The following is a 24,472-nucleotide window of genomic DNA, read 5'->3' on the forward strand; positions in this document are numbered from 1 at the left end:
TCCTCTATGCTAGTCCTGTTCTTTTTTTGGTAGTTGCTGCTTTTGGTTTCTTCTTCTGATTCCCATCCCAAGGTAAAGTAGTAGTGTTCTCTTTTCTTTCTTCGGTTTCTTGTAGATATTGGATCATCTTACTATATTCATGTGCAATGACCTTTACGAATTTACCTACTCGTTCATTCCAGTTTTGTAATACCCTCTGTCCCATGTCACTTCCCGTGTACTTCACATGACGTTGGATCATTTGTTGTACTTCTTTTATTTCTTTTTTGTCTTGTAAACTTTGGATATCTACCATTGCTAGATTGCAGTTTTGCAGGAAGGATTCTTTCTCCTCTGCTAACACATAGGCAATGCCTCCTGACATCCCTGCTGCAAAATTTTTCCCAGTAGGACCGAGGATGACCACTTTGCCACCTGTCATGTACTCACACCCATGGTCCCCCACACCTTCTACTACAGCTCGGATTCCACTGTTTCGTACACCAAATCGCTCACCAGCGATACCATTTATATATGCTTCACCTGAAGTTGCACCATAAAACGCTGCATTCCCGATCACAACATTTTTCTCTGCTTGAAAAACAGAAGTTTTCGCAGGGTGAATGATTATTTTGCCGCCTGATAACCCTTTGCCTACATAATCATTGGCATCTCCGACTAGGGTGAGTGTAAGCCCATTGGGGATAAAGGATCCAAAACTTTGTCCGGCGGATCCATAAAAATCGACAGATATGGTGTCCTCGGGTAGACCTTTCTCTCCATATTTTTTGGTTATCTCCCAACCTAACATCGTTCCTACCACTCGATCAGTATTGGTGATAGAGAAACGTGCTTTCGTAGGTTGAAGCGGATCTTGAATTGCCTTTTTAGCAAGCGGAAGAAGAAATTGAGCATCTAGCGATTCTTCCAATTGGTGGTTTTGTTGCTTTTGCTGGTATCTTCCAACCGTTGTATCTACCTCCGGTTGGTATAAAAGAGAAGAAAGATCCAGATGTTTAGCTTTCCAATGTGTTTTCGAGATTTTTCTTTCTTGCAACACATCTGTACGACCTACCATCTCATCTATCTTGTGGAAACCTAGTCTTGCCATGAGTTCGCGAACCTCTTGGGCGATAAATCTCATAAAAGTAACTACATGCTCTGGATCTCCCGTAAAATGTTTTCGTAACTCTGGATTTTGGGTAGCTACTCCTACTGGACAAGTATCTAAATGACATGCCCGCATCATGATACACCCAAGCACAACCAATGGAGCAGTAGCAAATCCAAACTCTTCTGCGCCAAGCAGTGCAGCGATCACCACATCACGACCTGTCATCAACTTTCCGTCTGTTTCGATGACAATACGATCTCGCAAATTATTTAGCAATAGAGTTTGGTTTACTTCCGCTAAACCTAACTCCCATGGAACTCCCGCATGTTGGATACTACTTCTAGGAGAAGCGCCGGTTCCTCCATCATGTCCACTGATTACAATCCCATCTGCTTTGGCCTTTGCCACCCCAGCCGCGATCGTTCCCACGCCTGCTTTGGCAACTAGCTTGACACTAATTCGTGCTTTGGGATTGGCGTTCTTTAGATCGTGAATTAATTGCGCTAAATCCTCAATCGAATAAATATCATGATGTGGGGGAGGAGAGATCAAGCCAACACCGGGAGTAGATCCTCTTACCTCCGCTATCCATGGATACACTTTAGAACCTGGAAGATGACCACCTTCACCAGGTTTTGCACCTTGGGCCATTTTGATTTGGATCTCTTGTGCATTCACTAAATATTGACTCGTAACTCCAAAACGCCCTGACGCCACCTGTTTGATCGCACTGGCACGAGAATCTCCCTGCTCATCTAACATATAACGATTGGGATCTTCCCCACCTTCTCCGCTATTACTCTTTGCCCCAAGACGATTCATTGCAATTGCTAGTGTTTCATGAGCTTCTTTACTTAGAGACCCAAAAGACATTGCCCCTGTTTTGAATCGCTTCACAATCGATTCCACTGGTTCTACCTCTTCAAGTGGAACTGGAGTGCGATCTTGGCGGAAATCTAATAAGCTACGTAAAAACAGAACCTCCTCATCCTTCATCATCGCAGAGTATTTTTGGAATAGAGAGTAATCCTTTTGGCGACAGGCGCGTTGTAGCAAATGAATTGTTTGAGGAGAATAGGCATGTGCCTCACCATTTCGTCTCCACTGTAACTGGCTTCCAGAATCTAGCGGCAATGGGGATTTAGTAGAGGGAAACGCTCGTTGATGACGAAGAAGAGTCTCGCGAGCAATAACGTCTAGCGTAATACCGCCAATTTGCGAAGGAGTTCTGGTGAAATATCGATCGATGACAGAAGAATGGATTCCAATGGCTTCAAAAATTTGTGCTCCACGATAACTCTGGATCGTAGAAATCCCCATTTTGGACATGATTTTCACGATACCTTCCGTAGCAGTCTGAATATATTTCGTTACTGCATCGTCTGGATCGTCCGATAATAATCCTTCTCGAACACATTGCCTTATGATGGCAGTAGCTAAATATGGATGGATCGCATCCGCGCCATATCCGATTAACATCGCCAGCTGATGCACATCACGTGCTTCTGCTGGTTCACAGATAATACTAACTTTTGTTCGGGTACCTTGACGCACAAGATGGTGATGAAGTCCACTTACCGCTAATAAGGCAGGGATCGGCGCTAACGTTGGACTAGTCCCGCGATCAGAAAGTACGATCAGACTGTATCCTTCTCTAATGGCTTGGTCTGCTTCATCAAATAGCTTTTCTAAAGCTTGTTCTAGCTCAGATTCGTCATCCGCAGAAAACAAGGTACACAACTTCTTCACTTGAAACTCTTCATAAGAGTTGTGTACTAACTTGGAAAAGTCATCTTCAGATAAGATTGGTGTGTTAACAAGAATACGCCGAGCGTTTTGAGCAGTAGGGTGAAGAAAATCTCCTTCTTTACCTAAGAGCGTCCTCGTAGAAGTAACAGACACTTCCCGAATTGCATCGATTGGAGGGTTGGTCACCTGAGCAAAAGACTGTTTAAAGTAGTTGTAAAGTAACTGAGGACGATTAGATAGAACCGCCAAAGGGGTATCTGAACCCATCGAACCGATTGGATCTTTTCTTTCTATCACCATAGGTAGAAGGTTTTTATTTAGCTCTTCATGTGTATATCCATGCATTTGTTGCAAAGATATAATTTCCTGATCTCGCAATTCCACAATAGATCGTGTTTCAAAATGATCTAACTCTACCATTTGCTCCTGGATCCAATGGCGGTAGGGATGTTCCTTGGCAATTTTTTCTTTTATCTCTTTATCTTCGATAATCCTACCTTCGTCTAGATCGACTAACAGTATCTGACCTCCTTTTAATCGCCCTTTCTGTGCAATTTTCTCATCTGGAACCGGAACAACTCCAACCTCAGAGGAAAAGATAACATTCCCTTCTGTCGTAACATAATAGCGTGCAGGACGTAAGCCATTTCGGTCTAGAATAGCTCCTACTTGTTTTCCATCCGTAAAGGTGATAGCTGTAGGTCCATCCCACGGCTCCATCAAACCACTATGGTACTCATAAAAAGCTTTGGTGGAATCATCTAATTCATGATCATGCTCCCATGGTGATGGGATCATCATCATCGCTGCATGAACTGGGGAACGACCTGTTAGTACCAGAAACTCAAAGCAATTGTCCAAAATCGCAGAATCAGTTCCATCCAGATCCAAAATAGGATGAATTTTGGCTAGATCTTCTCCAAATAATGGAGTGTCAAATCGTTTTTCACGTGCTATCATCCAATTTATATTGCCTTGGAGTGTGTTAATCTCACCATTGTGTAGCAGATATCGATAGGGATGCGCACGCTTCCAACTGGGGAATGTATTGGTACTAAACCGGTTATGCACCATAGCGAACATAGATGTAAAAAGAGGATCTTGTAAATCCATGTAAAAGGCACCCAGCTGTTCTGGAGTAAGCATTCCTTTATAAACGATTGTTCTACTCGATAGACTAACAAAGTACGCATCGTCCTCTACAGATTTTTCTAATTGCTTTCGGATGACATATAGCTTCCTCTCAAATGCTAGTAAGTCTGCTACACCTTCACTTGCTTCAATAAATACCTGACGAATAACTGGTTGGCTTTCGGAAGATAATTGACTTAATATTCCGATATCAATTGGTGTATCTCTCCACCCTAATACATGTTGTCCTTCTTGTTGAACAATAAACTCCAGCCTTTCCTCAAACTGTTTCTGCGCTAATTGATCGGAGGGGAGAAAAACCATTCCTACTGCATATCGCCCTGGTTCGGGTAATGAAAATCCTAGATTATTACAAGCGTTTTGAAAGTAAGAATGAGGAATTTGAACTAAGATCCCAGCCCCATCCCCAACTCCATTATTTACTCCTCCACGATGGTCTAATTGACGGAGCATATGAATAGCTTGTTTTACTATTTCATGTGATGCTTCTCTTTTGAGATTTGCAACAAATCCTATTCCGCATGCATCATGTTCTCGTTCTGGGGCATATAGACCTTGTTTGATTGGGTAACCATTCATAACATCTGCTCCTTTTCTGTGTGAGGATGGAAAACTATTGCACATGCAACGCTCATGGAAAGAATTTAAATTCAAGGAAATGTTTTTGTATTATCTAGATATCATAGTTGTTCTTTTAAAAAATCTTCGTAATTCCCTTCTATTGGATACCGGTTTCCATTAATTTTATTGCTAGTTATTGTTTTTTGTATAAGTTGGTAATTCCCATTGTAGATTTTTAAGTTGATCCGTACAATATATAATTTAGATAGGAATCATCGCAAACCGAGATGGATTAATTAGGAAAGGAGAGATAAACATGGAATTGAGACAACTTCAGTACTTTATCGAAGTAGCCAAGCGTGAGCATGTTACAGAAGCCTCCAATGCGCTACATGTAGCACAATCTGCAATCAGTCGACAAATCTCCAGTCTAGAAGATGAATTAGGTGTTCCCTTGTTTCATCGAGAAGGACGAAATATTAGATTAACCGTTTTAGGTAAAATTTTTTTGCATCATGCGGAAGCAGCTATACGAGAAATAGAAAAAGCTCAGCAAGTCATGAAAGAGTATCTCGATCCTGAGCGTGGTACCATTCGGCTTGGCTTTCCTAGTAGTTTAGCAGCTAATACACTTCCTACCATCATCTCTGCTTTCCGAAAGCAACATCCTCATGTCGGTTTCCAACTTCGGCAAGGATCCTACAAGTATTTAATCGATGCTGTTAGAAAAGCGGAAATAGATATCTCATTAATTGGTCCTGTCCCGACTAGCGAAAAAGATATAGATGGTCATGTTCTTTTTGTGGAGAGAATCGATGCTCTGTTACCTATGACTCATCCCAAGGCAAATCAATCCACGATCCGTTTGAGCGACTTGCAACAAGATTCTTTTGTCTTGTTTCCAACAAAATATATTCTCCATAAAATTGTAGTGGAAGCTTGTCAGATGATAGGTTTTACCCCGAAGGTTTCTTTTGAAGGAGAAGACATCGATGCAATCAAAGGGTTAGTTGCAACTGGATTGGGAGTAACTCTTTTACCTGAAGTGACCTTGCATGAAAACATTCCAAGAGGAACAAAACGTATTCCCATTAGCGAACCACCTCTCAAAAGAAATGTAGGGATCATCACACCTAACAATCGAAAACTTCCACCATCCGAACAAATATTTTATCAATTTGTTATCCAATTCTTTGATCAAATATATCATTCCAATCAATTTGTTTAACTTGTTCGCATATTTTGAAAGCGATTTCAGTTAATGAAATCATCTCTTTATTGGCCAGACACAAAAAGAAGCAACATAAGGGATCATCCCTTGCGCTGCTTCTTTTTTAATCTTATTCTGCTTCGGCAAATGCCCGTAAAAAGTTCTCTACAGGATGGGCACCAGATAACCCTAACTTTTCATTTAAAACAAAGAACGGAACACCAGAAACACCTAATTCTTTCGCGCGAGTTAATTCGGATGTGACTGCTTGTACGGTTTCTTCGTTACCCCATGCCTCTTGAATTTGATCTGCAGCGAGCCCGGATGACAGGGCAATCTCTGTGAGAACTTCTTTCTTACCAATATCTTTTCCTTGAGTAAAGTAAGCTTCAAAAATAGATTCAGACAACGTCATTTGTTGGTCTTCTGGTAGAGATTTGATCAATCGATGAGAGAGAATTGTATTAGGCATTTGCTCTACTAGATCAAAACGGAATGAGATTCCTACTTGTGCTCCTGCCCGTGTTACACGCTCGGTAATTTGTTTTACCGCTTCCGCATTCCCCATTTTTTGAGACATCGACTCAAGGAATCCGATTCCTTCTTTTGGAATGGTAGGATCAAGTAAGAATGATCTATGTACTAGTGTGACCGGTTTTCCCCATGCTTGGATTGCTTTAAGCAAATTTTGTTTTCCAATATAGCACCAAGGACATACCAAATCTTGAAATACTTCTATTTTCATGATAAGACCCCCTATCTTTAGACATTATAAAGGAGTGAGGATGAAAATAGATAGTTAGACACATTTGAATTGACAATAATTACATATAAAAAGCACGAAAAGCCTATTGATTATCCTATTTACAAGTTATTACTTAATATAAATATTAAGATATAATTTGACATTTTAATAATATCCTTCTAAAATAGCAATGTTATTCACGGTCTGCGGATACAATATTCAGAAAGATATATTCATTTTGAAGGAGGACCAGAAGACATGGCACAAACTGCAGATGCTGCATTAAGCGGCACACAACAGTCGAAGAAGAAACACCCTCCGGGCTTATATCTTCTTTTCTTAACTGAGATGTGGGAACGATTTAGTTATTACGGGATGAGAGCGATCCTTGTCTTGTATTTGACTACCTCATTAGTGAGTGGTGGACTAGCATTCGATGAAAGTGTTGCCCTTTCCATTTATGGATTCTTTACAGGGGCTTGTTACTTTTTACCGATTTTAGGTGGATATCTCACCGACCAATTCATGAAAAGACGAGTTGCGATTACAATCGGTGGGATTGTGATGGCGCTTGGTAACTTGGTGCTCTTTGCTGATCAGAGCAAATTAGCCCTTTATATTGGTCTCGGTCTTCTCATTATCGGGAACGGATTCTTTAAGCCGAACATTTCAACCCTCGTTGGGGAGCTATATGGACCAAAAGAAAAAGAGCGTCGTGACGCTGCATTCACCATTTTTTACATGGGAATTAACTTAGGTGCTTTCTTCTCACCACTTATTGTTGGATTCTTGGCGGAAGATTATTTCAAAACTACCTTTAATGGCGTCGTACAATATGGATTCAAATATGGATTCTTAGTAGCTGCGATCGGGATGATCATTGGGCAGATTATATTCAACCTGTTATCTAAACGTTATTTAGGTAACATCGGTGCTGAGCCTCCAGTCCGCAAGGCCAAAGCAAATAGTGGTCAAGCAGTTTCCGACCAACCATTAACCAAAAAAGAAAAACAGCGTACTACTGTTGTATTGATCATTACCTGTTTTGTTGTCTTTTTCTGGGCTGGATTTGAACAAGCTGGTAGCTCCCTAACCTTATATACAGACCGTTTTGTAGATAAGAGTCTCTTTGGTTGGGAAATGCCAACCTCTTGGTTCCAATCCATCAATCCATTCTTTATTATCATACTAGCTCCTCTGGTATCTGCACTCTGGCTAAAATTAGCTAAAACCAAACGTGGAGATCTACCAGTTCCTGTTAAAATGGGACTTGGAATGGTATTGCTCGGAATCGGTTTCCTGATCCTTTCCATTGCAGTATTACAAACCGGTAGTGATCCAGAGAACATCAAACAAAAAGCTAGTTTGTTCTTTATTATCTTTACCTATCTATTCCATACCATTGGGGAACTCTTCCTATCTCCAGTAGGACTATCCCTCGTAAGCCGTATCGCTCCAGTGAAATTGGCTTCCCTTCTAATGGGTGTTTGGGTATCTAGTAACGGTATTGCCAACCTATTATCCGGACAAATTGCTGTCTTTACCCAATCTCTTGGATATCTCGAAGTATTTACCGTAATCGGGATTGTAGCGATGGTTATTGGTCTTATTCTCGTTGCAATCTCCAAAAAACTAGTTGCTATGATGGACTAAAATCACACTTTAAACCTCCTAACTTATGCGTTGGGAGGTTTTTTCTATCTTAAATTGTTCCTTTTGTGTACACATCGAACACAATTAACTATATTAGCAAAAGGAAACAAAATAAGATAGAGGCATTGAGGAACTCATAAAAGTTTTATTATTGAGTTTTTAAGAGATTAGCTACTCTTTTCACTCGTAATCCTCTTACTTATTCTTCTATACTCCAAAACCATCGTTCTCCAACTTTGATCTGGTAATCTTGGATGGTACCAGAGCTAAATTCAATTACATGCGCTGCTCCTTTAAAGTATTCTCCGTAACTGTTAGGAGGCAGTGCTTCCTCCAAACCGATAATGAATCCTTCTTTATTTAAATAGACGACATCGATGGGAAATTTCATTCCAACCATATGGATTTGGGAAGTTCCCATAAGAAACAAACCTCTACCAGCTGATGTGCGTCCAAGAAGACCTTGCATCAGTTCTGTTATCGTTACAGCTAGTTCTATTTTTCGAAAAAAGGTATTGTGGCGATACACATTCACCCATCTCACCACATCATCTCCTTCTTCTTTGTATCTTTTGTTTTACATCCTATTCTAAAATCATTTCTTTGTAACAACCAATAACCTCTTTTTAGAGAGCCAAATGGAAGCAATAACTAGTACAATCGGAAAAATCAAATCAATCCAGGAACCATACCATGAGTAGTAAGTGAAAGTAAAGAATAGATACATGAGCGTAAAAAATAAGAAAAAATAAACTGGGAACTTTTTTATCGAAACTGGAATCTGCCATTTCATAGATGCTCCTCCTAACAAAAACGCACAAGCTGACTAGCCTGTGCTTTTGTATATTTAAGATCTTTTCAGAAACTATCAAACTATTCATATTTTGTCTATATTTATTTGTGCTAATTCACTACCATAACGAACTTACATTAACGATAGAGCGATCAGCTAGTATGTCCTCTCTTCTATTTTGCAAAAACCAATGATCTGCTCCTTTTGCTGTAAGCACAATATAAAGAGCAATCTCGCGCTGGCGAATAAAATATGGGATTTCATTTAGCCACTTTTTATCTAGATGATTCTCTTTTTTATAGCCAGTTAACAATGACTTCCAAAACAATGTTGGATAATCTGGATCCATCCCACGTGGGTATTCCGTAAAGATTGCATAGAACAGTGCCATCGCTAGATCTTCTACAAACCAAGAATAATGGCAATCTTGGAAGTCAAATAACATGATCTGCCCATTATTTACAAAGAAATTTCCTGCATGTACATCAGCATGAACCAATCCATAACTATCTCGATCAACTGTCAAACTCTTCGGATAATCTAGTATCTCTTGGAACTTGGCAGCAATCTCGCGATCCTCAAACGTCATGTATTCCTTTATCTGCTTTAGCGAATCTTTCCAAGTAGGAGATGTTGCTTCCTTTGGAGCGCAATAGTCACGTGTTAGACGATGCATCTTGCCAATTGTCTGCCCCATTGTTTCAAATAAGGTATCATTCCAATCGTTTTCGTTTGGAGGATTTCCTAATGCTTTCTCAAAAAAGACAGTAGGATACTTTTTTCCGTCTACCTCCAATACTTCTACGAGATTTCCATTAGGAGAAGGGACTGGTTTGCAAGCAGCAACTCCTTGATCGGTAAGGTTTTTAATCCATAATACCTCTCCTAGTATTAGCTCTGGTGGGTGAAATGGCTCATGGGAGATCCGCATGATTGCTGTCTGATCTTGAAGTCGTGTCTCATATACCCAATTATGAAATCCCCCTAAAAATACAGGAGAAGTAGTATCTAAACGAAATTGATTGATTGCATGTTCTAACACCTTGATCCGCTGCTGGTCTATTGTTTGTAACAATATAATCCCTCCATCTTATTCGATCTATTTAGACTAATCCAACTAGATCTTGTTTAGATTCATATCCAATTGGTCTAGCCTGCTCGATGTCCATTCGTGTTTGATCTACTATTTGTTGATCTTGAGGAGATAGGTTCGCTAAATCATAATCCATTACATAAAAAAGATAGATAAAGACACGTCGCAGCTGGAGAAATGCTTGTAATTGTTCCATCCAAGAAGAATCTAGCGCTTTTTCTGTCTGATATCCTGCAAGAAAAAAGCGGAGGAATCTTCTTGTGAAGGTAACTTCATCCTTTCCTGCTAGAGGAGGCTTTCTTAAACGGGTAAGCGCATGGTATAGGGAAACAGCAATATCTTGGAGATAATAATGGTAGCAACAATCTTCAAAATCAAAGGCACAAAGAACGCCATCATCAGTCATATGGAAGTTACGGTTATGCAGATCATAATGAATAAGCCCGTAGGTAAAGGGAGTTTGCGGAAATGATTGAATCTGCTCTATTAACTCAGTTGCACGCTGATATACAAGGCACTGATCTTTTGGGAGATACTTATCTAACTGGAACCATTCCTCTTGATCCCATTGCTTCCGTGTCGGTGAGGGTGCTTGGTATTCCATAGCTAGTTGATGAAATTGACCTGTCATTTTACCCCATTTCAAAAAGTACTCATCTGTCCAATCCTCGAACTCTAATGGGATCCCTGATGCCTTTTCAAAACAGACTACATAAAAACCGGCAACTTCGATCATTTTTGCCCCTGTTTTGGTTGAGAATATACTTGTTGCGGATGCCCCATTTTTTGCTAAGTAATCAACAAAGTGAACTTCCGCCTCCACATCCCAAGGCTCTCTACGATGATTCGGAGAACACCGTAGGATAATGGTTTTATTGTTCGTTTGTAACTCATAGACGATATTTACACTGCCTCTTCGTAATCTCATTGATAGGATCTTCCAGCCATATTGCTCCTCGATCTCATGGAATACCTCATCTGTGACTTGATAGATTCTTTTTTTCTCCATGCATCTCCCTCCTATAATTCATTATATTGAAAAACCACCTCCTATTAGTAGAAGGTGGTGGAATGAAGTGGTTTTATGAAAGGGATATAACCCGTTTTTCTCGATGAGACTTCATCGCAAGCTCGATGATTTGGATCACACACAGCCCTTCTTCAGCAGAAACAGGTAAAGTAACATTCTCTGAAATAGCTGCTGCTATCCCTTGATAATAGGACTCATAACTTCCTGGTAATAGCTCTGTTTTTTTCATGCCGTTTTCTAGAGTTACTACTGTTCCATGTTGGGATTCAGTTGCTGCTCCCCATCCATTCATCCCTGGACGAGATCCAGCTTTTAAGGCATCTTCTTGTCCATCAATTCCATACTGAACAAAACTACCTTGTGTACCATGAACCTCATAGCGCGGTCCTGGTTGGAGAGAAAGCGAACCAGATCGTAAGATAACTTTCCGTTCATTTGGATAGTAGAGTGTTAGATGAAAACCATCTGGAGCTACTGCTTCTTTACGTTGTGTAAAAATATCTGCATAACCTGCTTCCGGCTTCCCAAATAAAATAAGTGCTTGATCAATCAAATGAGAACCTAGATCATATAACACCCCTGCACCTTCCGGGTCTTGTTCTTTCCAACGCGCCTGCACTTCAGGGCGGAAACGATCAAAATGGGCATAGTAGGTATGTATATCTCCTAGCTCGTTGGTTTGAATCAGATGACGCATTGTTAAAAAATCGTTATCCCATCGACGGTTATGAAAGACACTCAAAATCTTGTTCTTTTCTTTACTAAGGCGGATTAGCTCTTCTCCTTGCTCGGAACGAACAACAAACGGCTTGTCCACCACAACATGTTTTCCGGCTAGAAGCGCCGCTTTGGCTAATTCATAATGACTAGAATTAGGCGTTGCTATTACTACGAGATCAATGCTAGGATCGTCTAAAATCTCACTCGTCTCTAATACCGCCTCTACTCGATTTCCTAAACTCTGTTTTACTTTTTCTTTTTGACTGGTTCGTACTTTCGTAAGTTGCAGTGATTCGGTAGACTGAATAAGTGGAGCATGAAATACTTCTCCTGCAAGACCAAATCCTATTAATCCAACTGATAATTTTTCCATTATGAATCACTCCCTTTTCTTCCCTATTATAACGAAACAAAGGAGAAAACAAATGCATATAGAAATGCGCCATTCTTTTGATTTGAATGAATACGAACAACAAGAGCTGCAATCGCAACTTCGTCAAGAGATTAGAATACCTGATCAATTTTCCCTGACACCAAAAGTGGTCGCTGGGATCGATCTCGCCTACTGGGATAATCAGGCGATCGCAATCGTACTTGCCATGGACTACGAAACAAAGGAAGTTCTGGAAGTAGTGCATCACCAGGCGACAGTCTCTCAAGATTACATCCCTGGACTTCTCGCTTTTCGGGAATTGCCTGTTTTGCTACCCGCTTGGGAAAAACTTCAGACAACACCTGATCTGGTCTTTTTAGATGGAAATGGGATTCTCCATCCGAGACGGATGGGACTGGCTACCCATGCATCCTTTTTCTTTGGACTTCCTACTATCGGAGTTGCCAAGACTTCATTCGCACGGGAATATCCTGAACCCGAATTAGCTGCTGGTAGTATCCAATATATACAAGATGGAGCAGAAACCCTCGGCGCAGTAGTCCGCACTCAAACACGAGTAAAACCTGTCTTTGTCTCAGTAGGGAATCGAATCAACTTAGAGAGTGCCGTTCGTTTTGCCCTTCACTTTGTAGGAAAACATAGTCGTATTCCGGAGATCACCCGACAGCCGGATATCTGGTCTCGTAAACTTCGCAAACAGCATCAATAGTTAACACATATCAATCACAGTGACGTCGATGCAATTTGCAAAACTGTCACATCATCGACGTCACCATCCAAACGGATATGAAACCGTTGGTGATCTTTTTCCTCTTTGACTTTTTGTTATCGGATCACTATAATAGCTACTGAACTTTTAAAATTGAGGAGGATTATTAAAAAATGACACATTCTATAAGACTGCGTTTCCCTACTTTGAACTAGTAATTGAATACGTTCAAAGGCTCTGTGCTGTACACAGAGTCAACGGGATCAGTCTGTCCTTTTTTAATAATCTTCATTGCAAATGCTGTACTATTTTGTACTTGAAGAAAGGCGGATCGTTCTGCCTTTCTTTTTTGTGTGCTAATTGATTACAAAACACTTGGGATCATTTTTACCTAATTTGTACTAGTGGAGGGGAAAGCATGCAATTCTTACTTTTCTTTTGATACGAGCTTTGGAGAATAAAAGCTCGTATCGGTTCTAGCTACCGATACGAAATCACATATTTCGGGGGTAGCGAATATGGAGCAAATTTGTTTTGAACTGGAAAATGTCGAAGTGACATATTTAGATAAAGATGTATTAAAAATCGAACGATTAGCAGTTCACCAATTGGATCGCATTGGGATTGTCGGGAAAAATGGTGCAGGGAAAAGCACATTATTGAAGTTGCTAACAGGTGAAATTCAACCCACCAATGGAAAAGTAAAACGGCACGTTGAGTGTGGTTATTTTGCGCAACTTGAATCTACAACTGATTTCGAAGCAGATGCAGCCTTACTTGGAAGATTAGCAGTTCCACAAAATAGTGAGTCCTTAAGTGGTGGCGAACAAACGAGGCGAAAGCTTGCGCAAATGTTTACACATTACCATGAAGCCTTACTAATCGATGAGCCGACCACACACTTGGATCTAGATGGAATCTCGTTCTTGCTTAATGAATTACGATATTACTATGGAGCACTTGTGCTAATTAGTCATGACCGTGCGGTCTTAGACGAGCTCGTCACAACCATTTGGGAAGTATGCGACGGTAAGGTGCGCGTTTATTCAGGTAATTACAGCAAATATATGGAGCAGAAGCAGTTAGAACGAGAACAGCAGAGTCGAGCTTATGAACAATACAAAAAAGAAAAAAGTCGTCTTGAAAAAGCAGCACAAGAGAAAATGAAGAAGGCGAAAAAAATTGCACAAGCAGGCAGCATGTCGAAAAAAGAGTCGAAGGCAAAAGCGAATCATCGCATGTTTGAGTCAAAATCCAAGGGCACGAGCCAAAAAGCGGTGCATCGTGCAGCTAAAGCGATTGAGCAGCGAATAGAAAAACTTCAGGAAGGCGAATCTGTACAACAGGAAAAGAAAATGGTATTCCGCCAGTCGAAAACATTGGAATTGCATAATAAATTTCCTATCATGGCAGACCGACTTACTCTTCAAGTGAAGAATCAAGTGTTATTGGATGAAGTAAGCTTTCAACTGCCGCTAGGGAAAACAATAGCGATTACTGGTGTAAATGGAAGTGGAAAAACTACATTGCTCCACCATATCGCTGTTGATGGTGAAGGTTTAACCATTTCACCAAAAGCCAAAATCGGTTATTTTCGTCAAATGAGCTATCAATTTTCAGATGATGAAACAGTACTGGAATTTGTGAAGAATCGCTCCGAATATGATGAAGGATTTCTGAGGAGTTTTTTACATGCAATGCAATTTGTCGGTACCGATATACGGAAAAATGTGAAGTCCTTAAGTGGTGGAGAAGCAGTTCGCATACAACTTTGTCAGCTCTTCTTAGGAGAATATAACATTTTATTATTAGATGAACCAACCAACTTCTTAGATATTCGTGCGATCGAAGCGTTAGAACGATTTATAGATGCTTATAAAGGAACAATTGTACTCGTTTCTCATGATCAAGCGTTCATCCGCAATGTTGCAGATTTGCAGTATATCATTCATGAGAAAAAATTGAAGCAAGTGTAGTTTCAAGCTGATATTTAAGATAAGCCACCAAGGCAATTTCGGTGGCTTATCTCTTTTATGTCCACAAAAAAAATGAGGATCATAACTGATCCTTAAATGAAAGCTTCTAAAAACTTTCTGAAAAGTATGGTTAATTAGTTGACAATGCACAATAAACAGCATATTCTATGAATGAACGAATCGTTCATTCATAACTCAAGGAGGAATAATCACCTATGTATGGAAAAACAGAACGGGCTATTATAATTGGAGGAGGCATCGCTGGATTAATGACAGCAAAAGTGCTTTCTGAGTACTTTCAAGAGGTCACTATTGTAGAGAAAGATGACCTCCCTGGAAAACCTGAAAACCGTCTTGGTATTCCTCAAGGTTTTCATCCTCATCGTTTCACACCACGTGGTAAGTCGATTACAGAACGTCTCTTTCCTGGATATGAAGAAGATTTAAAAGCACAGGGCTGTCCATCTTCGCTAAACAAAACCATTCATCAAATGAATCAATACGGAAGCATAGTAGGTCCATACCCTCGCGATGATATCAAGTTTAGTAGAGCAGTACTAGAATGGGTTCTACGACAGCGTGTAAGAAAAATTTCGAATGTTCGTTTTCTTACAAAGCATGATGTAATCAATTTATTATCAACTCCAGACCATTCAACCATTACAGGGATTCGGGTTCGAGAACGAGGACAACAAGAACAAGAGAAAATACTGACAGCTGATATAGTATTAGATACTAGTGGCCGCTCATCCAAGCTAGCAAAATGGTTAGAAGAATTAGGATATGATGTGCCAACACCAGATCTTTTGAAAGTCGATCTTGGATATAGTACTCGCCGTTATCAACTTCCTCCCCATTTAACACATATAGCAGAAAAATGGGATGTCATTAACATTGCAGGTCAACCTGCTAATAGTACAGTCACAGGAGTTTTTTCCTTTGTTGAAAATCAAACTGCAGAGGTATGTCTTTATCGTCCTGGAGGACACTACCCTCCTACAAATATTGAGCAATTTAATGAGGCGATTACTGAGCTACCAAGCCCTATCATCGCAGAAATATTACAAGGGCTAGTACCAATCACAACACCCCGAGGTTATCGCATACAACAATTGTATCGTCATCACTATGAACAAATGCAACAATGGCCGTCCGGTTTGATAGTATTAGGTGATGCATTTTGTATTTTTGATCCTATTTTTGGTCAAGGTATGACCGTTGCTGCGGTCGAAGTGGAAATGATCGAATTATGTTTGCAGGAACAACAGGACGACCCCCACCCTCATTTTGAAAAGAAGGTACTCAAAAAAATACAAGAGGTTATTGAACCTGCTTGGTGGTACAATTGCGCTGCCGACTTGCAATGGGAAGGTGTTGCATATGTAGGTTCCGAACCTTTGAAAGGGATTGATTTTGGCCAAAAATATATGGATCTTTTTCTGAAACATGCAACAATCGAACAAGATTCACAGCTTTATGGATTGTATTGGGCTGTGAATACTTTAGCAATCTCCCCTAATGCTATAATGAATCCACAAATGGTAATGACCATTCTGAAAGCATCTACAGATGGTAATCAATTCCTAGCTGAGCTTTTACAAGATGGTAGCCAATCATTGGAGAAAGTATTGGATGAGATACTACCCTCCTTTTCGGAAACTCTTTTTGAATCAGTAAGCTTATAAGTAACATTTGATAAATAAATTACATCATTCTATAATGTACGAGATAAATGAGTAAATTTAGCGATTGAATGCACATGAAATTTAGCAGATAATACTTCCGAATTATTAGAATGGTAGGAATAAATTAGCTAATTTTGATTTAAATATCGAAAATAAAAGACCCATTGAGCTGTTTTAATGGGTCTTTTAAACAACAATTATAAACAAATGGGATCGTACAGGAGAGTGGAGAGCATTGTCACCCTTAAACGAAGAACAACTGCAACAAATTCGTGATGAACGAAAAGAACAGATCATGGAAGCAGCCTTAAAAATTTTTGCTAAACGAGGAATTATCGGAACAAAAATGAGTATGATCGCTACGGAAGCTGGCATCAGTCCAGGTCTGCTTTACCGTTACTTTAAATCAAAAGACGAACTTTTCATTACATTGGTTCAGCAAGCAACACAAGAATCCGTTGCTGGGATTGGGAGTGTATATCAAATACCTGGATCTCCAATTGAAAAAATAAGAACTTTAACAAAAGAAATCCTTGTCGAGGAAAATAAACTTTATTTTCTACTGATACATCAGGCTCGAACTTCAGATGAAGTTCCAGAAGAAGCACTTCATATTATCGAAAAATACCCGATGGACATTTATATTGATCTACTGGAATCCTTATTCTTAGAAGGACAGAAAGCAGGCGAGTTTGCAGCAGGTGATCCACGCAAACTTATATCCTGCTATCTTTCAATTATATCGGGACTGATGGTGTTGGATTTATATAATGATCAAGTTTATCAGATGCCAGATGTTGATCTAATAATGCGGATTCTAACTACCTCTAATTAATAGTCCGTAAAACAGCTCTCACAGGGCTTCCATCTCCATTGTGAATTGATAGGGGTAGTGCAATCAACTCATACTCCCCTTCTTCCACATGATCTAAAACCAAACCCTCTAATATGTGAATCCCATACGAATTCATGATATGATGAATCTCTAACTCCTTGCTATCGATAGGATCTACTGAAGGGAGATCCAAACCGATCAATTTTATTCCTTGTTCACTTAAGTAGGTTACAGCTTTTGGAGTGAGACAAGGAATATCCGTTGGGAATTGAGCACGATCTTTCCAAAAATCCGTGTGGATAAGAAGACGCAGTACACCTGATAAGTCATATTTTTGAAGATCTTCTACACAAATGACTCGCGCTTCACTTAAATGAATCACCCGGCATTGCCCTACATAGAGCAACAAATCAAGCTGATGAACTTTCTGTCCCTGCTCATCAAAATGAAACGGAGCATCGATGTGAGTCCCTGTGTGGGTACTTAATTGGATTTGACCTACATTGACCGAGCCGCTTTGTTCTTTTGTCCAAGTCAACTGAAACGAAAACTCCGTATCTCCAGGCCATACGGCCATTTTAGAATGTAATGGCTGTGAAATGTCGAGTATCTTCATTAAGCTACGACTCCTCGTTCCCCTTCAAATTGTTGGTACTTTTTATCTATCATGATCTTCTTTAAGCTTTGAACAGCTTGCCAAACATCTTCAAAGGAAGTATACAATGCTACTGGAGCTAAGCGGACAACATTCGGTGCCCGATAATCCGGCACAATTCCATCTGCTTTGAGAGCCTTACAGATGCGGATCGCCTCAGGATGCTCCAACGCCACATGTCCTCCCCGTTCTTCATCATTCATAGGATTTATAATCCGAAAACCATATTGGCTTAGTTCCTGTTCCACTAGATCCATTAGAAATCGAGTGAGACAAAGAGATTTCTTCCGAATCCGCTCCATCCCTGCTTCTTTCAATATAGCAAAAGAACCCAATAGCGGTGCCAAACTCAAAATATGAGGCGTACCGATTTGGAAAGCCCCAGCATCAGGGGCAGGGGTTAAGTCATGAGACATATCAAATTGCTTGGACTTCTCAGAACTAAACCAGCCTGCTAAACCTGGAATGATTCCGTGATGACGCTCATGTACAAAGAGACTAGCCACTGACCCCGGACCACCATTTAAATATTTATAGTTACACCAAAAAGCAAAGTCTACCCCATCCTCATGAAACTGATGCGGTACCGAGCCTGCTGAGTGACAAGCATCCCAGCCAATCACTATTCCTCGCTCGTGTGCTACTTGAGTGATCTTCTTTATATTAAGAAGCTGTCCACTCCGATATAATACTGTCGGTAGAAGTACAAGCGCCACTTCATCTGTCATCGCCTCGATGATCGCATCTTCTTGCAGTGTCACTCCATTATCGCTCTTTACTTGGATCAGATGGTCTTGAGGATCCAAACCATTTAGGTAAAGCTGAGATTTCAACGCATAAATATCTGATGGGAAATTAAGTTCATCTGCCACTATTTTCGTTTTCTGTGCATTAGGTCGATAGAAAGTAGAAATTAGTTGATGTAAATTAACAGTGGTGGAACCAGTTACCACTACTTCCCCTTCCCTGGCTCCGACCAACATGGCCACCTGTTTTCCTAACTGTTCGGAGAGAGTAAACCATGGGTTTGTTCCTTCTGTCCAGCCATCAATACCTAGTTCTTTCCACGAATTTAATAGATCATAGACGGATTGTTCTGCACATTTAGATAGTAGTCCAAGAGAGTTACCATCAAGATAAATCGTACCAGGTTGTACGTAAAATTCTTGCCAGAAATAAGCGAGTTCATCCTCTTGATCAAGTAGAAATGCATGAGTTTTTTCTATATTTGCCATCTTGAATCCCCTCCTTCGATGCTCAAAATAAATATTATAACTTGGTTCGCAACTCCCACAATTCTGGAAAAAACCGTCGATCGAGAGCTTGTTTTAAGTAACTCACACCCGAGGATCCGCCTGTTCCCTGTTTAAAACCGATTATTCTCTCCACTGTTTTCATGTGCCGAAAGCGCCACTGCTGGAACCAGTCCTCTATATCTACTAATTTCTCTGCTAACTCATAGAGATCCCAATATTTTTTTACATCTCGATAAACAGTTAGCCAAGCTTCTTCTACATCGTCGTGTCGCTGATAGGATTGGGTAACATCCCGCTTTAATGTACTTTCTAATATTGGAATTCCCGCACGATATAATGCCCCGATGGATGCATCATAGAGACTCGGAGCTCCATACATCTGTTGGAGCTGGTTGAACAACTCTTCATCATGCCGATAAATATCTAAAATCATCGTACTTTTTTGTCCTAAACTAAACTCGATCATTCGATATTGATAGGATTGGAAACCGGAAGATTGTCCAAGATAATCACGAAACTCTATATATTCACTTGGTGTAAGCGTTGCCAAAACATCCCACGACTGAATGATTTGAGATTGGATTTTGGATACCCTTGCTAACATTTTAAACGCAGAAGATAAGTCTCCGTTTTGAATAGATGACGTTGCTGCTTGTAATTCATGTAAAATCAACTTCATCCAAAGCTCACTTGATTGGTGAATAATAATAAAAAGCATTTCATCGTGATGAGTGGATAATCGCTGTTGACTTGTTAAGATACGATCTAACTTCAAATAATCTCCATAAGACATCGCTTTACTGAAATCAGTATGAATGAACTGTTTGTTTTCAGAGTCCATCAGCTACACTCCCTCTCCAACTTTGTACTCATCTAAATTATAGAGAGAAAGTCCTAGATAATGCTAGCAAAAGAATTTTGATTGGTAAGAGAAATGAATGCACTGACTCCAAGAGTAATTAGATATTATGTTGTTACTAAAAGGTATCCAGAATATAATAGTATAAACATTTTGATAAATATAAAGATCTACTAGAGTCTGTTAGTAAAATGGAGAGTAATCGTTTGGGCTCTTCTTTTTTGTTCAAATAACTTCATATGACAAAGGAGCCAATCAACATATGGACAAGCAGTTTCATAGCATCCGTACCGAATTGAAAGGAGTCTATGGGGAAAGCTACCCCAGATTTGTAAAGTCAGAGGCTTTATTTTTTGCTATCTATCCCCTAATGGTTTTGTTTTTCATCCCATTTCATCAACCGAAAATCATTAGATTCCTAGATAGTTGGGGTTCAGTAGGCATTTTCTTCTTCTTGTTATTTCTTAGTTACTTTTTCACTCTCCGTTATATTCAAAAGAGATATGAAATAATATTAGATAAAGAAATGAAACAGAAATATAAATCAACTATATATTACCGATGGATCAAACAAGGAATGAAACTGGTATTTGGTGCGATGATGATCCTAGGGATATTTTCACTGCATCTACAAAATGAACCCAAGCCTATCGCAAAAGCAATTACAGAATATGGGTATCCTGTAAGCCTCCCTACTCAACTACCATTTCAACCAACACAACAACATGGCATCGTAAAAGCATCAATCTTTTCTTACGATATGGAGATCTTTTACGAAAAAGACAATACTTATTTAATGATTTATATTAGTAAAAAAAACGAGAAAGAGCTATTGGTATCCAATGTTACTCTGCAAAACGGAATAAAAGCAGACTATGAAGTTTACCATTTTGCCGATACAGAACACTCTTATCATCTTACTTGGTATCAAGATGGTTTTCGTTATGAATTAATCTATTCAATCCCTGAAGGGGAAACTGTTCCACATAATGACATTTTTTTCAACATCGCAAATTCGTTTAAAACTGTCTATCCTTGATATCTCTATTCATTCTATTGAATAACGATATACATGACCCTCTTTCCCGTAAAACTCTTCTGAATCAACAAATCCGAAACTTCTATATAATTGTTTTGCTATCAAATTATCTGGTTTCACTACCAATCGAATTTCTTTACACTGTTTAAAGCAAGTTTGAATATAGTTTACGATTTTGGAAAACGCTGCTTTTCCATATCCTCGCCCTTGATACTTTTCATCAATGAAAAAACCATCAATCCAATACATGTTATGAGAATCTTCCTCATAGGCATGCATCACAAAACCTACTATCTGATCATGATGATAGATAGCAAATGGAAGATAGGTAACATTATCTCCATCGGGTTTAATAGACACCTTTGCTAGCGAAACAGCAACAGGTGTTACAAAACCTTTTTGTTCCTCCTTCATCTTTAAGACAAGTACTTTTTCCCAATTATCCCGTGTAACTGGTTGTAATGTAATGTCTACCATTTTCTCTCTCTTTTCCGCCTTGATGGCATTATTAATGCACCCATAAAAAGAACCCCCATATAATCTACATCCTATGTAGTTATGGGGGTTCTATATGTTCTATTATTGTTGGAAGTTTTCTAGTTCTTGTAGAGTGTTGTTAATCCCCTGGATCGTTTGGATCAACTCATTGTTTTGTAAGAGTTGTTGTGGGTTAAAAGTCCCGTCTTGGAAACCCTTTTCATACGAGTCGATTGCACCGATCATTTGAACATTGGCATCTTCAATCTGTTGGTGAATCTCTTGAATGGACTCAGGTGGAGTTAAGCTATTAAACTCCTCCATCCCTTGTTTCAATTGGGTAAGCCGGTTCATCAGCTCTTGTGCAGCAGCTGGATCTTGTACTGCTTGGTCGAAAAGATTCGGACCTTCATTCGAAAAAGCTGTCATCATATTAATATATTCACTAGCTTCGTCAATGTAATCTACTGTATTTGTGACATCCGATATGAGTCCACACCCACTGAGAGCAAACATCAACACTAGACTGATAATCCATATGGAACGTTTCTTCATGTATCAATAACCCTCACTTTCCTATATCACCCTAACTATACAGGAGCATCGGGTTTAGGGCAAGAAGAGGAGATAACGTAAGTAAATGTAAAGATGAGCCATCCCTAATGCTAAGAGAGTAAACGGAGCACCGACCTTCAGGAATTTCCAATAGGTGATGGGATAACCAGAGCGAGCGGCCATATTGGCCACCACCACATTAGCTGAAGCTCCAATTAGCGTTCCATTACCACCGAGACAAGCGCCTAATGCAAGTGACCACCAAAGAGCATCCATCTGAGGAGAATCGATGGCATAACCCATACCTACCGCCAGATCTTGAATCAGAGGTATCATAGTTGCTACAAATGGGATGTTATCAATTATGGCAGAGGCAATCCCTGATCCCCATAGAACATAGATCGCAGTGTCGGCTATATCACCGTTGGTTGCATTAAGTAAGAGCGTTGCCAAGTATTTAATAACCCCTACCTCTTGGAGTGCTCCAACCATCGTAAACAATCCTACGAAGAAAAAGATAGTAGTCCATTCAATCTGTTGAAAAGTTTCCTCGATATATTTTTCTTCCACTGCAATTAGCATTAGGATCGTCGCACCACCAATTGCGATCACCGAAGCTTCTAGGTGTAGAATGGAATGGAGCATAAAACCAACTATCGTGAGTCCGAGTACGGTCAATGCTTTTCGTAATAGCACTGGATCGTGGATATATTCTTTTTCATCCAATGCCATCAATTTTTGTACTTTTTCAGGATCACTTTTCAATTGGTTACGATAAAGGAAATAAAATAACGATACCGTTACTCCTAAAATAATGAAAGCAATCGGAGCAAGGTTGATTAAAAATTGATTGAAGGTCAGGTGTTTTACTGCAGAGCCGATCATAATATTCGGTGGATCTCCGATTAGCGTCGCCGTTCCACCTATATTGGAAGCGATAATCTGAGAGATTAAATATGGATAAGGATTGACTCCCAACATTTGCGTGATAGAGAGCGTTAGTGGAACAACTAGCAGGACTGTCGTCACATTATCAAGAAATGCAGATAATAGCGCTGTCAATAATGATAGAATGACTAGTATCTGAACAGGATTTCCCTTGACTAGCTTAGCAGCTCGAACAGCCAAATACTGAAAAACGCCCGTCTGATTGGTGATTCCAACCAAAATCATCATTCCAATCAACAGGGTAATCGTGTTCCACTCTATGTAATGAGTGAAGGCTTTATGGACATCCAAAACGTCGGCTACGATCATCAACACGGCGCCTAACAAGGCTAATACCGCTCGATTTCCTTTTTCTGTAATAATAAATGCGTACGTAACTAGAAAGATTACCAAAGCAATTGTTGTCATGAATATCCCCTTTCTCTCCCTTCACTGAGTATAAGGCAAAATGAACCTTATATGTACAACCATCTGAAAAGGAGCGACATGATGCGTATTTACCAGAACTTAACCCTTGGTACATTTGATCTACATATGCACAGTACGTTTTCCGATGGCAAATTCACCCCAGAAGAACTAGTTGAAATGGCAAAAAATCTGAATCTGTCGACCATCGCATTAACCGATCATGATACATTAGCTGGATACCCAAGAATGAAGCAGGCAGCAGAAGCAATAGGGATTCGAGTAATTCCTGGAGTTGAGATCAGTACCAGCTGGAAAGAGAAAAATGTTGATGTATTAGGATACGAAATCCAAGATGTATCTTGGTTAGATTCCCAATTAGCAGTCTTTCGAGAAGCCAGACTCAATCGAGCGGGTCAAATAATAGAAAAGCTTGGACAAATGGGCATGTCCATCACGCTTGAAGATGTAAAGCGTTATGCCAAAGAAGGAGTAATAGCACGACCTCACATTGCTAGGGCTCTTGTAGAAAAAGGATATGCTTTCTCTGTACAAGAAGTCTTCGAACATTATTTGGGAGACGGTCTAGCAGCAGATGTCCCTAAAAAACAGCTTCCACTTCAAGAGGGCATAGAACTTATTCGCAAAGCAGGCGGTATAGCAGTCTTAGCCCACCCAATCTATTTAGAAAAGATGGTTGATGAAATTTTAACAGAATCGTGGGATGGAATCGAGGTTTGGCACCGAAATCATACTCCCGCCGATGCAAAACGCTTTGCAGAAATGGCGGAAAAACATGGGCTCATCATGACTGGTGGATCGGATTACCACGATACCAATCACCAGATGGGAAAATTTTCCTAACAAGGAGCACTGACAT

Annotated in this window: 21 protein-coding genes; 8 read left to right on the forward strand and 13 right to left on the reverse strand. The window is 39.9% G+C overall.

The genetic code is table 11. The features are described 5' to 3' along the window. Positions 1–4: 4 nt before the first annotated feature. Positions 5–4,573: a glutamate synthase large subunit gene (gene gltB, locus VJ09_RS01440; protein WP_044639933.1), complete on the reverse strand. Its 4,569-nt coding sequence runs from the start codon at positions 4,571–4,573 to the stop codon at positions 5–7. A 298-nt stretch (positions 4,574–4,871) separates the two neighbouring features. Here gltB and VJ09_RS01445 point away from each other — a divergent pair, with 298 nt between their 5' ends. Then, positions 4,872–5,783: a glutamate biosynthesis transcriptional regulator GltC gene (locus VJ09_RS01445; RefSeq protein WP_044639934.1), complete on the forward strand. Its 912-nt coding sequence runs from the start codon at positions 4,872–4,874 to the stop codon at positions 5,781–5,783. Positions 5,784–5,895: 112 nt separating this feature from the next. Here VJ09_RS01445 and VJ09_RS01450 read toward each other — a convergent pair whose 3' ends face one another. After that, positions 5,896–6,510: a DsbA family oxidoreductase gene (locus VJ09_RS01450; RefSeq protein ID WP_044639935.1), complete on the reverse strand. Its 615-nt coding sequence runs from the start codon at positions 6,508–6,510 to the stop codon at positions 5,896–5,898. Positions 6,511–6,768: 258 nt separating this feature from the next. Here VJ09_RS01450 and VJ09_RS01455 point away from each other — a divergent pair, with 258 nt between their 5' ends. Then, positions 6,769–8,163 carry a peptide MFS transporter gene (locus VJ09_RS01455; protein ID WP_044639936.1) on the forward strand — a complete coding sequence of 465 codons (1,395 nt, stop codon included), beginning with the start codon at positions 6,769–6,771 and terminating at the stop codon, positions 8,161–8,163. 199 nt (positions 8,164–8,362) lie between these two features. Here VJ09_RS01455 and VJ09_RS01460 read toward each other — a convergent pair whose 3' ends face one another. From VJ09_RS01460 to VJ09_RS01480, 5 genes are all read right to left on the reverse strand, one after another. Further along, positions 8,363–8,707, reverse strand: a complete 345-nt coding sequence (locus VJ09_RS01460) for a DUF192 domain-containing protein (protein ID WP_052807161.1) — start codon at positions 8,705–8,707, stop codon at positions 8,363–8,365. 51 nt (positions 8,708–8,758) lie between these two features. Continuing rightward, the gene (locus VJ09_RS01465) at positions 8,759–8,956 is read right to left on the reverse strand and encodes a hypothetical protein (RefSeq protein WP_044639937.1); all 198 of its coding nucleotides are present in this window, start codon (positions 8,954–8,956) and stop codon (positions 8,759–8,761) included. Between the two features lie 118 nt (positions 8,957–9,074). Further along, positions 9,075–10,031, reverse strand: coding sequence for a phosphotransferase enzyme family protein (locus VJ09_RS01470; protein WP_044639938.1), 957 nt, complete (start codon positions 10,029–10,031; stop codon positions 9,075–9,077). A gap of 28 nt (positions 10,032–10,059) precedes the next feature. Next, positions 10,060–11,058, reverse strand: coding sequence for a phosphotransferase enzyme family protein (locus tag VJ09_RS01475; RefSeq protein WP_044639939.1), 999 nt, complete (start codon positions 11,056–11,058; stop codon positions 10,060–10,062). 73 nt (positions 11,059–11,131) lie between these two features. Further along, on the reverse strand, positions 11,132–12,172 hold the full coding sequence (locus tag VJ09_RS01480) for an oxidoreductase (protein ID WP_222704940.1): 1,041 nt from the start codon (positions 12,170–12,172) through the stop codon (positions 11,132–11,134). 52 nt (positions 12,173–12,224) lie between these two features. Between VJ09_RS01480 and VJ09_RS01485 the strand changes: the two genes are divergently transcribed. The 4 genes from VJ09_RS01485 to VJ09_RS01500 all read left to right on the forward strand — a co-directional run bounded on the left by VJ09_RS01485 (position 12,225) and on the right by VJ09_RS01500 (position 17,398). After that, complete coding sequence (locus VJ09_RS01485; RefSeq protein ID WP_044639941.1) at positions 12,225–12,902, forward strand: endonuclease V; 678 nt, start codon at positions 12,225–12,227, stop codon at positions 12,900–12,902. Between the two features lie 518 nt (positions 12,903–13,420). After that, positions 13,421–14,878: an Msr family ABC-F type ribosomal protection protein gene (locus VJ09_RS01490; RefSeq protein WP_044639942.1), complete on the forward strand. Its 1,458-nt coding sequence runs from the start codon at positions 13,421–13,423 to the stop codon at positions 14,876–14,878. Between the two features lie 215 nt (positions 14,879–15,093). Continuing rightward, complete coding sequence (locus VJ09_RS01495; RefSeq protein WP_044639943.1) at positions 15,094–16,563, forward strand: NAD(P)/FAD-dependent oxidoreductase; 1,470 nt, start codon at positions 15,094–15,096, stop codon at positions 16,561–16,563. Positions 16,564–16,798: 235 nt separating this feature from the next. Then, the gene (locus tag VJ09_RS01500; RefSeq protein WP_044639944.1) at positions 16,799–17,398 is read left to right on the forward strand and encodes a TetR/AcrR family transcriptional regulator; all 600 of its coding nucleotides are present in this window, start codon (positions 16,799–16,801) and stop codon (positions 17,396–17,398) included. On the opposite strand, the gene kynB is transcribed toward VJ09_RS01500, so the two are convergent. From kynB to kynA, 3 genes are read right to left on the reverse strand one after another with little or no spacing between them, the layout of a single operon-like run. Beyond that, positions 17,391–18,014, reverse strand: coding sequence for an arylformamidase (gene kynB / locus VJ09_RS01505; protein ID WP_044639945.1), 624 nt, complete (start codon positions 18,012–18,014; stop codon positions 17,391–17,393). The two genes, VJ09_RS01500 and kynB, sit on opposite strands and share 8 nt — an antisense overlap. Then, entirely contained in the window at positions 18,014–19,288 is a 1,275-nt protein-coding gene (kynU, locus tag VJ09_RS01510) for a kynureninase (RefSeq protein WP_044639946.1), read from the reverse strand. The genes kynB and kynU overlap by 1 nt, the downstream gene beginning before the upstream one ends. Before the next feature lie 34 nt (positions 19,289–19,322). Continuing rightward, entirely contained in the window at positions 19,323–20,150 is an 828-nt protein-coding gene (gene kynA / locus VJ09_RS01515) for a tryptophan 2,3-dioxygenase (RefSeq protein WP_147635406.1), read from the reverse strand. A 280-nt stretch (positions 20,151–20,430) separates the two neighbouring features. On the opposite strand from kynA, the gene VJ09_RS01520 reads away from it, so the two are divergent. Further along, positions 20,431–21,207, forward strand: a complete 777-nt coding sequence (locus VJ09_RS01520) for a hypothetical protein (protein WP_044639948.1) — start codon at positions 20,431–20,433, stop codon at positions 21,205–21,207. Between the two features lie 9 nt (positions 21,208–21,216). On the opposite strand, the gene VJ09_RS01525 is transcribed toward VJ09_RS01520, so the two are convergent. The 3 genes from VJ09_RS01525 to VJ09_RS01535 form a co-directional block, all read right to left on the reverse strand. Next, complete coding sequence (locus VJ09_RS01525) at positions 21,217–21,684, reverse strand: GNAT family N-acetyltransferase (RefSeq protein WP_044639949.1); 468 nt, start codon at positions 21,682–21,684, stop codon at positions 21,217–21,219. Between the two features lie 102 nt (positions 21,685–21,786). After that, positions 21,787–22,239, reverse strand: a complete 453-nt coding sequence (locus VJ09_RS01530) for a DUF6376 family protein (RefSeq protein WP_044639950.1) — start codon at positions 22,237–22,239, stop codon at positions 21,787–21,789. Between the two features lie 54 nt (positions 22,240–22,293). Continuing rightward, complete coding sequence (locus VJ09_RS01535; RefSeq protein WP_044639951.1) at positions 22,294–23,595, reverse strand: ArsB/NhaD family transporter; 1,302 nt, start codon at positions 23,593–23,595, stop codon at positions 22,294–22,296. Positions 23,596–23,676: 81 nt separating this feature from the next. On the opposite strand from VJ09_RS01535, the gene VJ09_RS01540 reads away from it, so the two are divergent. Then, positions 23,677–24,456: a PHP domain-containing protein gene (locus tag VJ09_RS01540; protein WP_044639952.1), complete on the forward strand. Its 780-nt coding sequence runs from the start codon at positions 23,677–23,679 to the stop codon at positions 24,454–24,456. The last annotated feature ends 16 nt before the right edge of the window (positions 24,457–24,472 follow it).

The sequence above is a fragment of the Risungbinella massiliensis genome, from assembly GCF_000942395.1.
GTDB lineage: Bacteria > Bacillota > Bacilli > Thermoactinomycetales > Thermoactinomycetaceae > Risungbinella > Risungbinella massiliensis.

Excerpts from the sequence above, each read along its gene's own strand:
- kynB (WP_044639945.1), bottom strand. The coding sequence starts at position 18,014 with ATGAAGATACTCGACATTTCACAGCCATTACATTCTAAAATGGCCGTA.
- VJ09_RS01450 (WP_044639935.1), bottom strand. The coding sequence starts at position 6,510 with ATGAAAATAGAAGTATTTCAAGATTTGGTATGTCCTTGGTGCTATATT.
- VJ09_RS01485 (WP_044639941.1), top strand. The coding sequence starts at position 12,225 with ATGCATATAGAAATGCGCCATTCTTTTGATTTGAATGAATACGAACAA.
- gltB (WP_044639933.1), bottom strand. The coding sequence starts at position 4,573 with ATGAATGGTTACCCAATCAAACAAGGTCTATATGCCCCAGAACGAGAA.
- VJ09_RS01520 (WP_044639948.1), top strand. The coding sequence starts at position 20,431 with ATGGACAAGCAGTTTCATAGCATCCGTACCGAATTGAAAGGAGTCTAT.
- VJ09_RS01490 (WP_044639942.1), top strand. The coding sequence starts at position 13,421 with ATGGAGCAAATTTGTTTTGAACTGGAAAATGTCGAAGTGACATATTTA.
- VJ09_RS01530 (WP_044639950.1), bottom strand. The coding sequence starts at position 22,239 with ATGAAGAAACGTTCCATATGGATTATCAGTCTAGTGTTGATGTTTGCT.
- VJ09_RS01455 (WP_044639936.1), top strand. The coding sequence starts at position 6,769 with ATGGCACAAACTGCAGATGCTGCATTAAGCGGCACACAACAGTCGAAG.
- VJ09_RS01535 (WP_044639951.1), bottom strand. The coding sequence starts at position 23,595 with ATGACAACAATTGCTTTGGTAATCTTTCTAGTTACGTACGCATTTATT.
- VJ09_RS01480 (WP_222704940.1), bottom strand. The coding sequence starts at position 12,172 with ATGGAAAAATTATCAGTTGGATTAATAGGATTTGGTCTTGCAGGAGAA.
- VJ09_RS01475 (WP_044639939.1), bottom strand. The coding sequence starts at position 11,058 with ATGGAGAAAAAAAGAATCTATCAAGTCACAGATGAGGTATTCCATGAG.
- VJ09_RS01495 (WP_044639943.1), top strand. The coding sequence starts at position 15,094 with ATGTATGGAAAAACAGAACGGGCTATTATAATTGGAGGAGGCATCGCT.
- VJ09_RS01540 (WP_044639952.1), top strand. The coding sequence starts at position 23,677 with ATGCGTATTTACCAGAACTTAACCCTTGGTACATTTGATCTACATATG.
- VJ09_RS01465 (WP_044639937.1), bottom strand. The coding sequence starts at position 8,956 with ATGAAATGGCAGATTCCAGTTTCGATAAAAAAGTTCCCAGTTTATTTT.
- VJ09_RS01525 (WP_044639949.1), bottom strand. The coding sequence starts at position 21,684 with ATGGTAGACATTACATTACAACCAGTTACACGGGATAATTGGGAAAAA.
- kynU (WP_044639946.1), bottom strand. The coding sequence starts at position 19,288 with ATGGCAAATATAGAAAAAACTCATGCATTTCTACTTGATCAAGAGGAT.
- kynA (WP_147635406.1), bottom strand. The coding sequence starts at position 20,150 with ATGGACTCTGAAAACAAACAGTTCATTCATACTGATTTCAGTAAAGCG.
- VJ09_RS01445 (WP_044639934.1), top strand. The coding sequence starts at position 4,872 with ATGGAATTGAGACAACTTCAGTACTTTATCGAAGTAGCCAAGCGTGAG.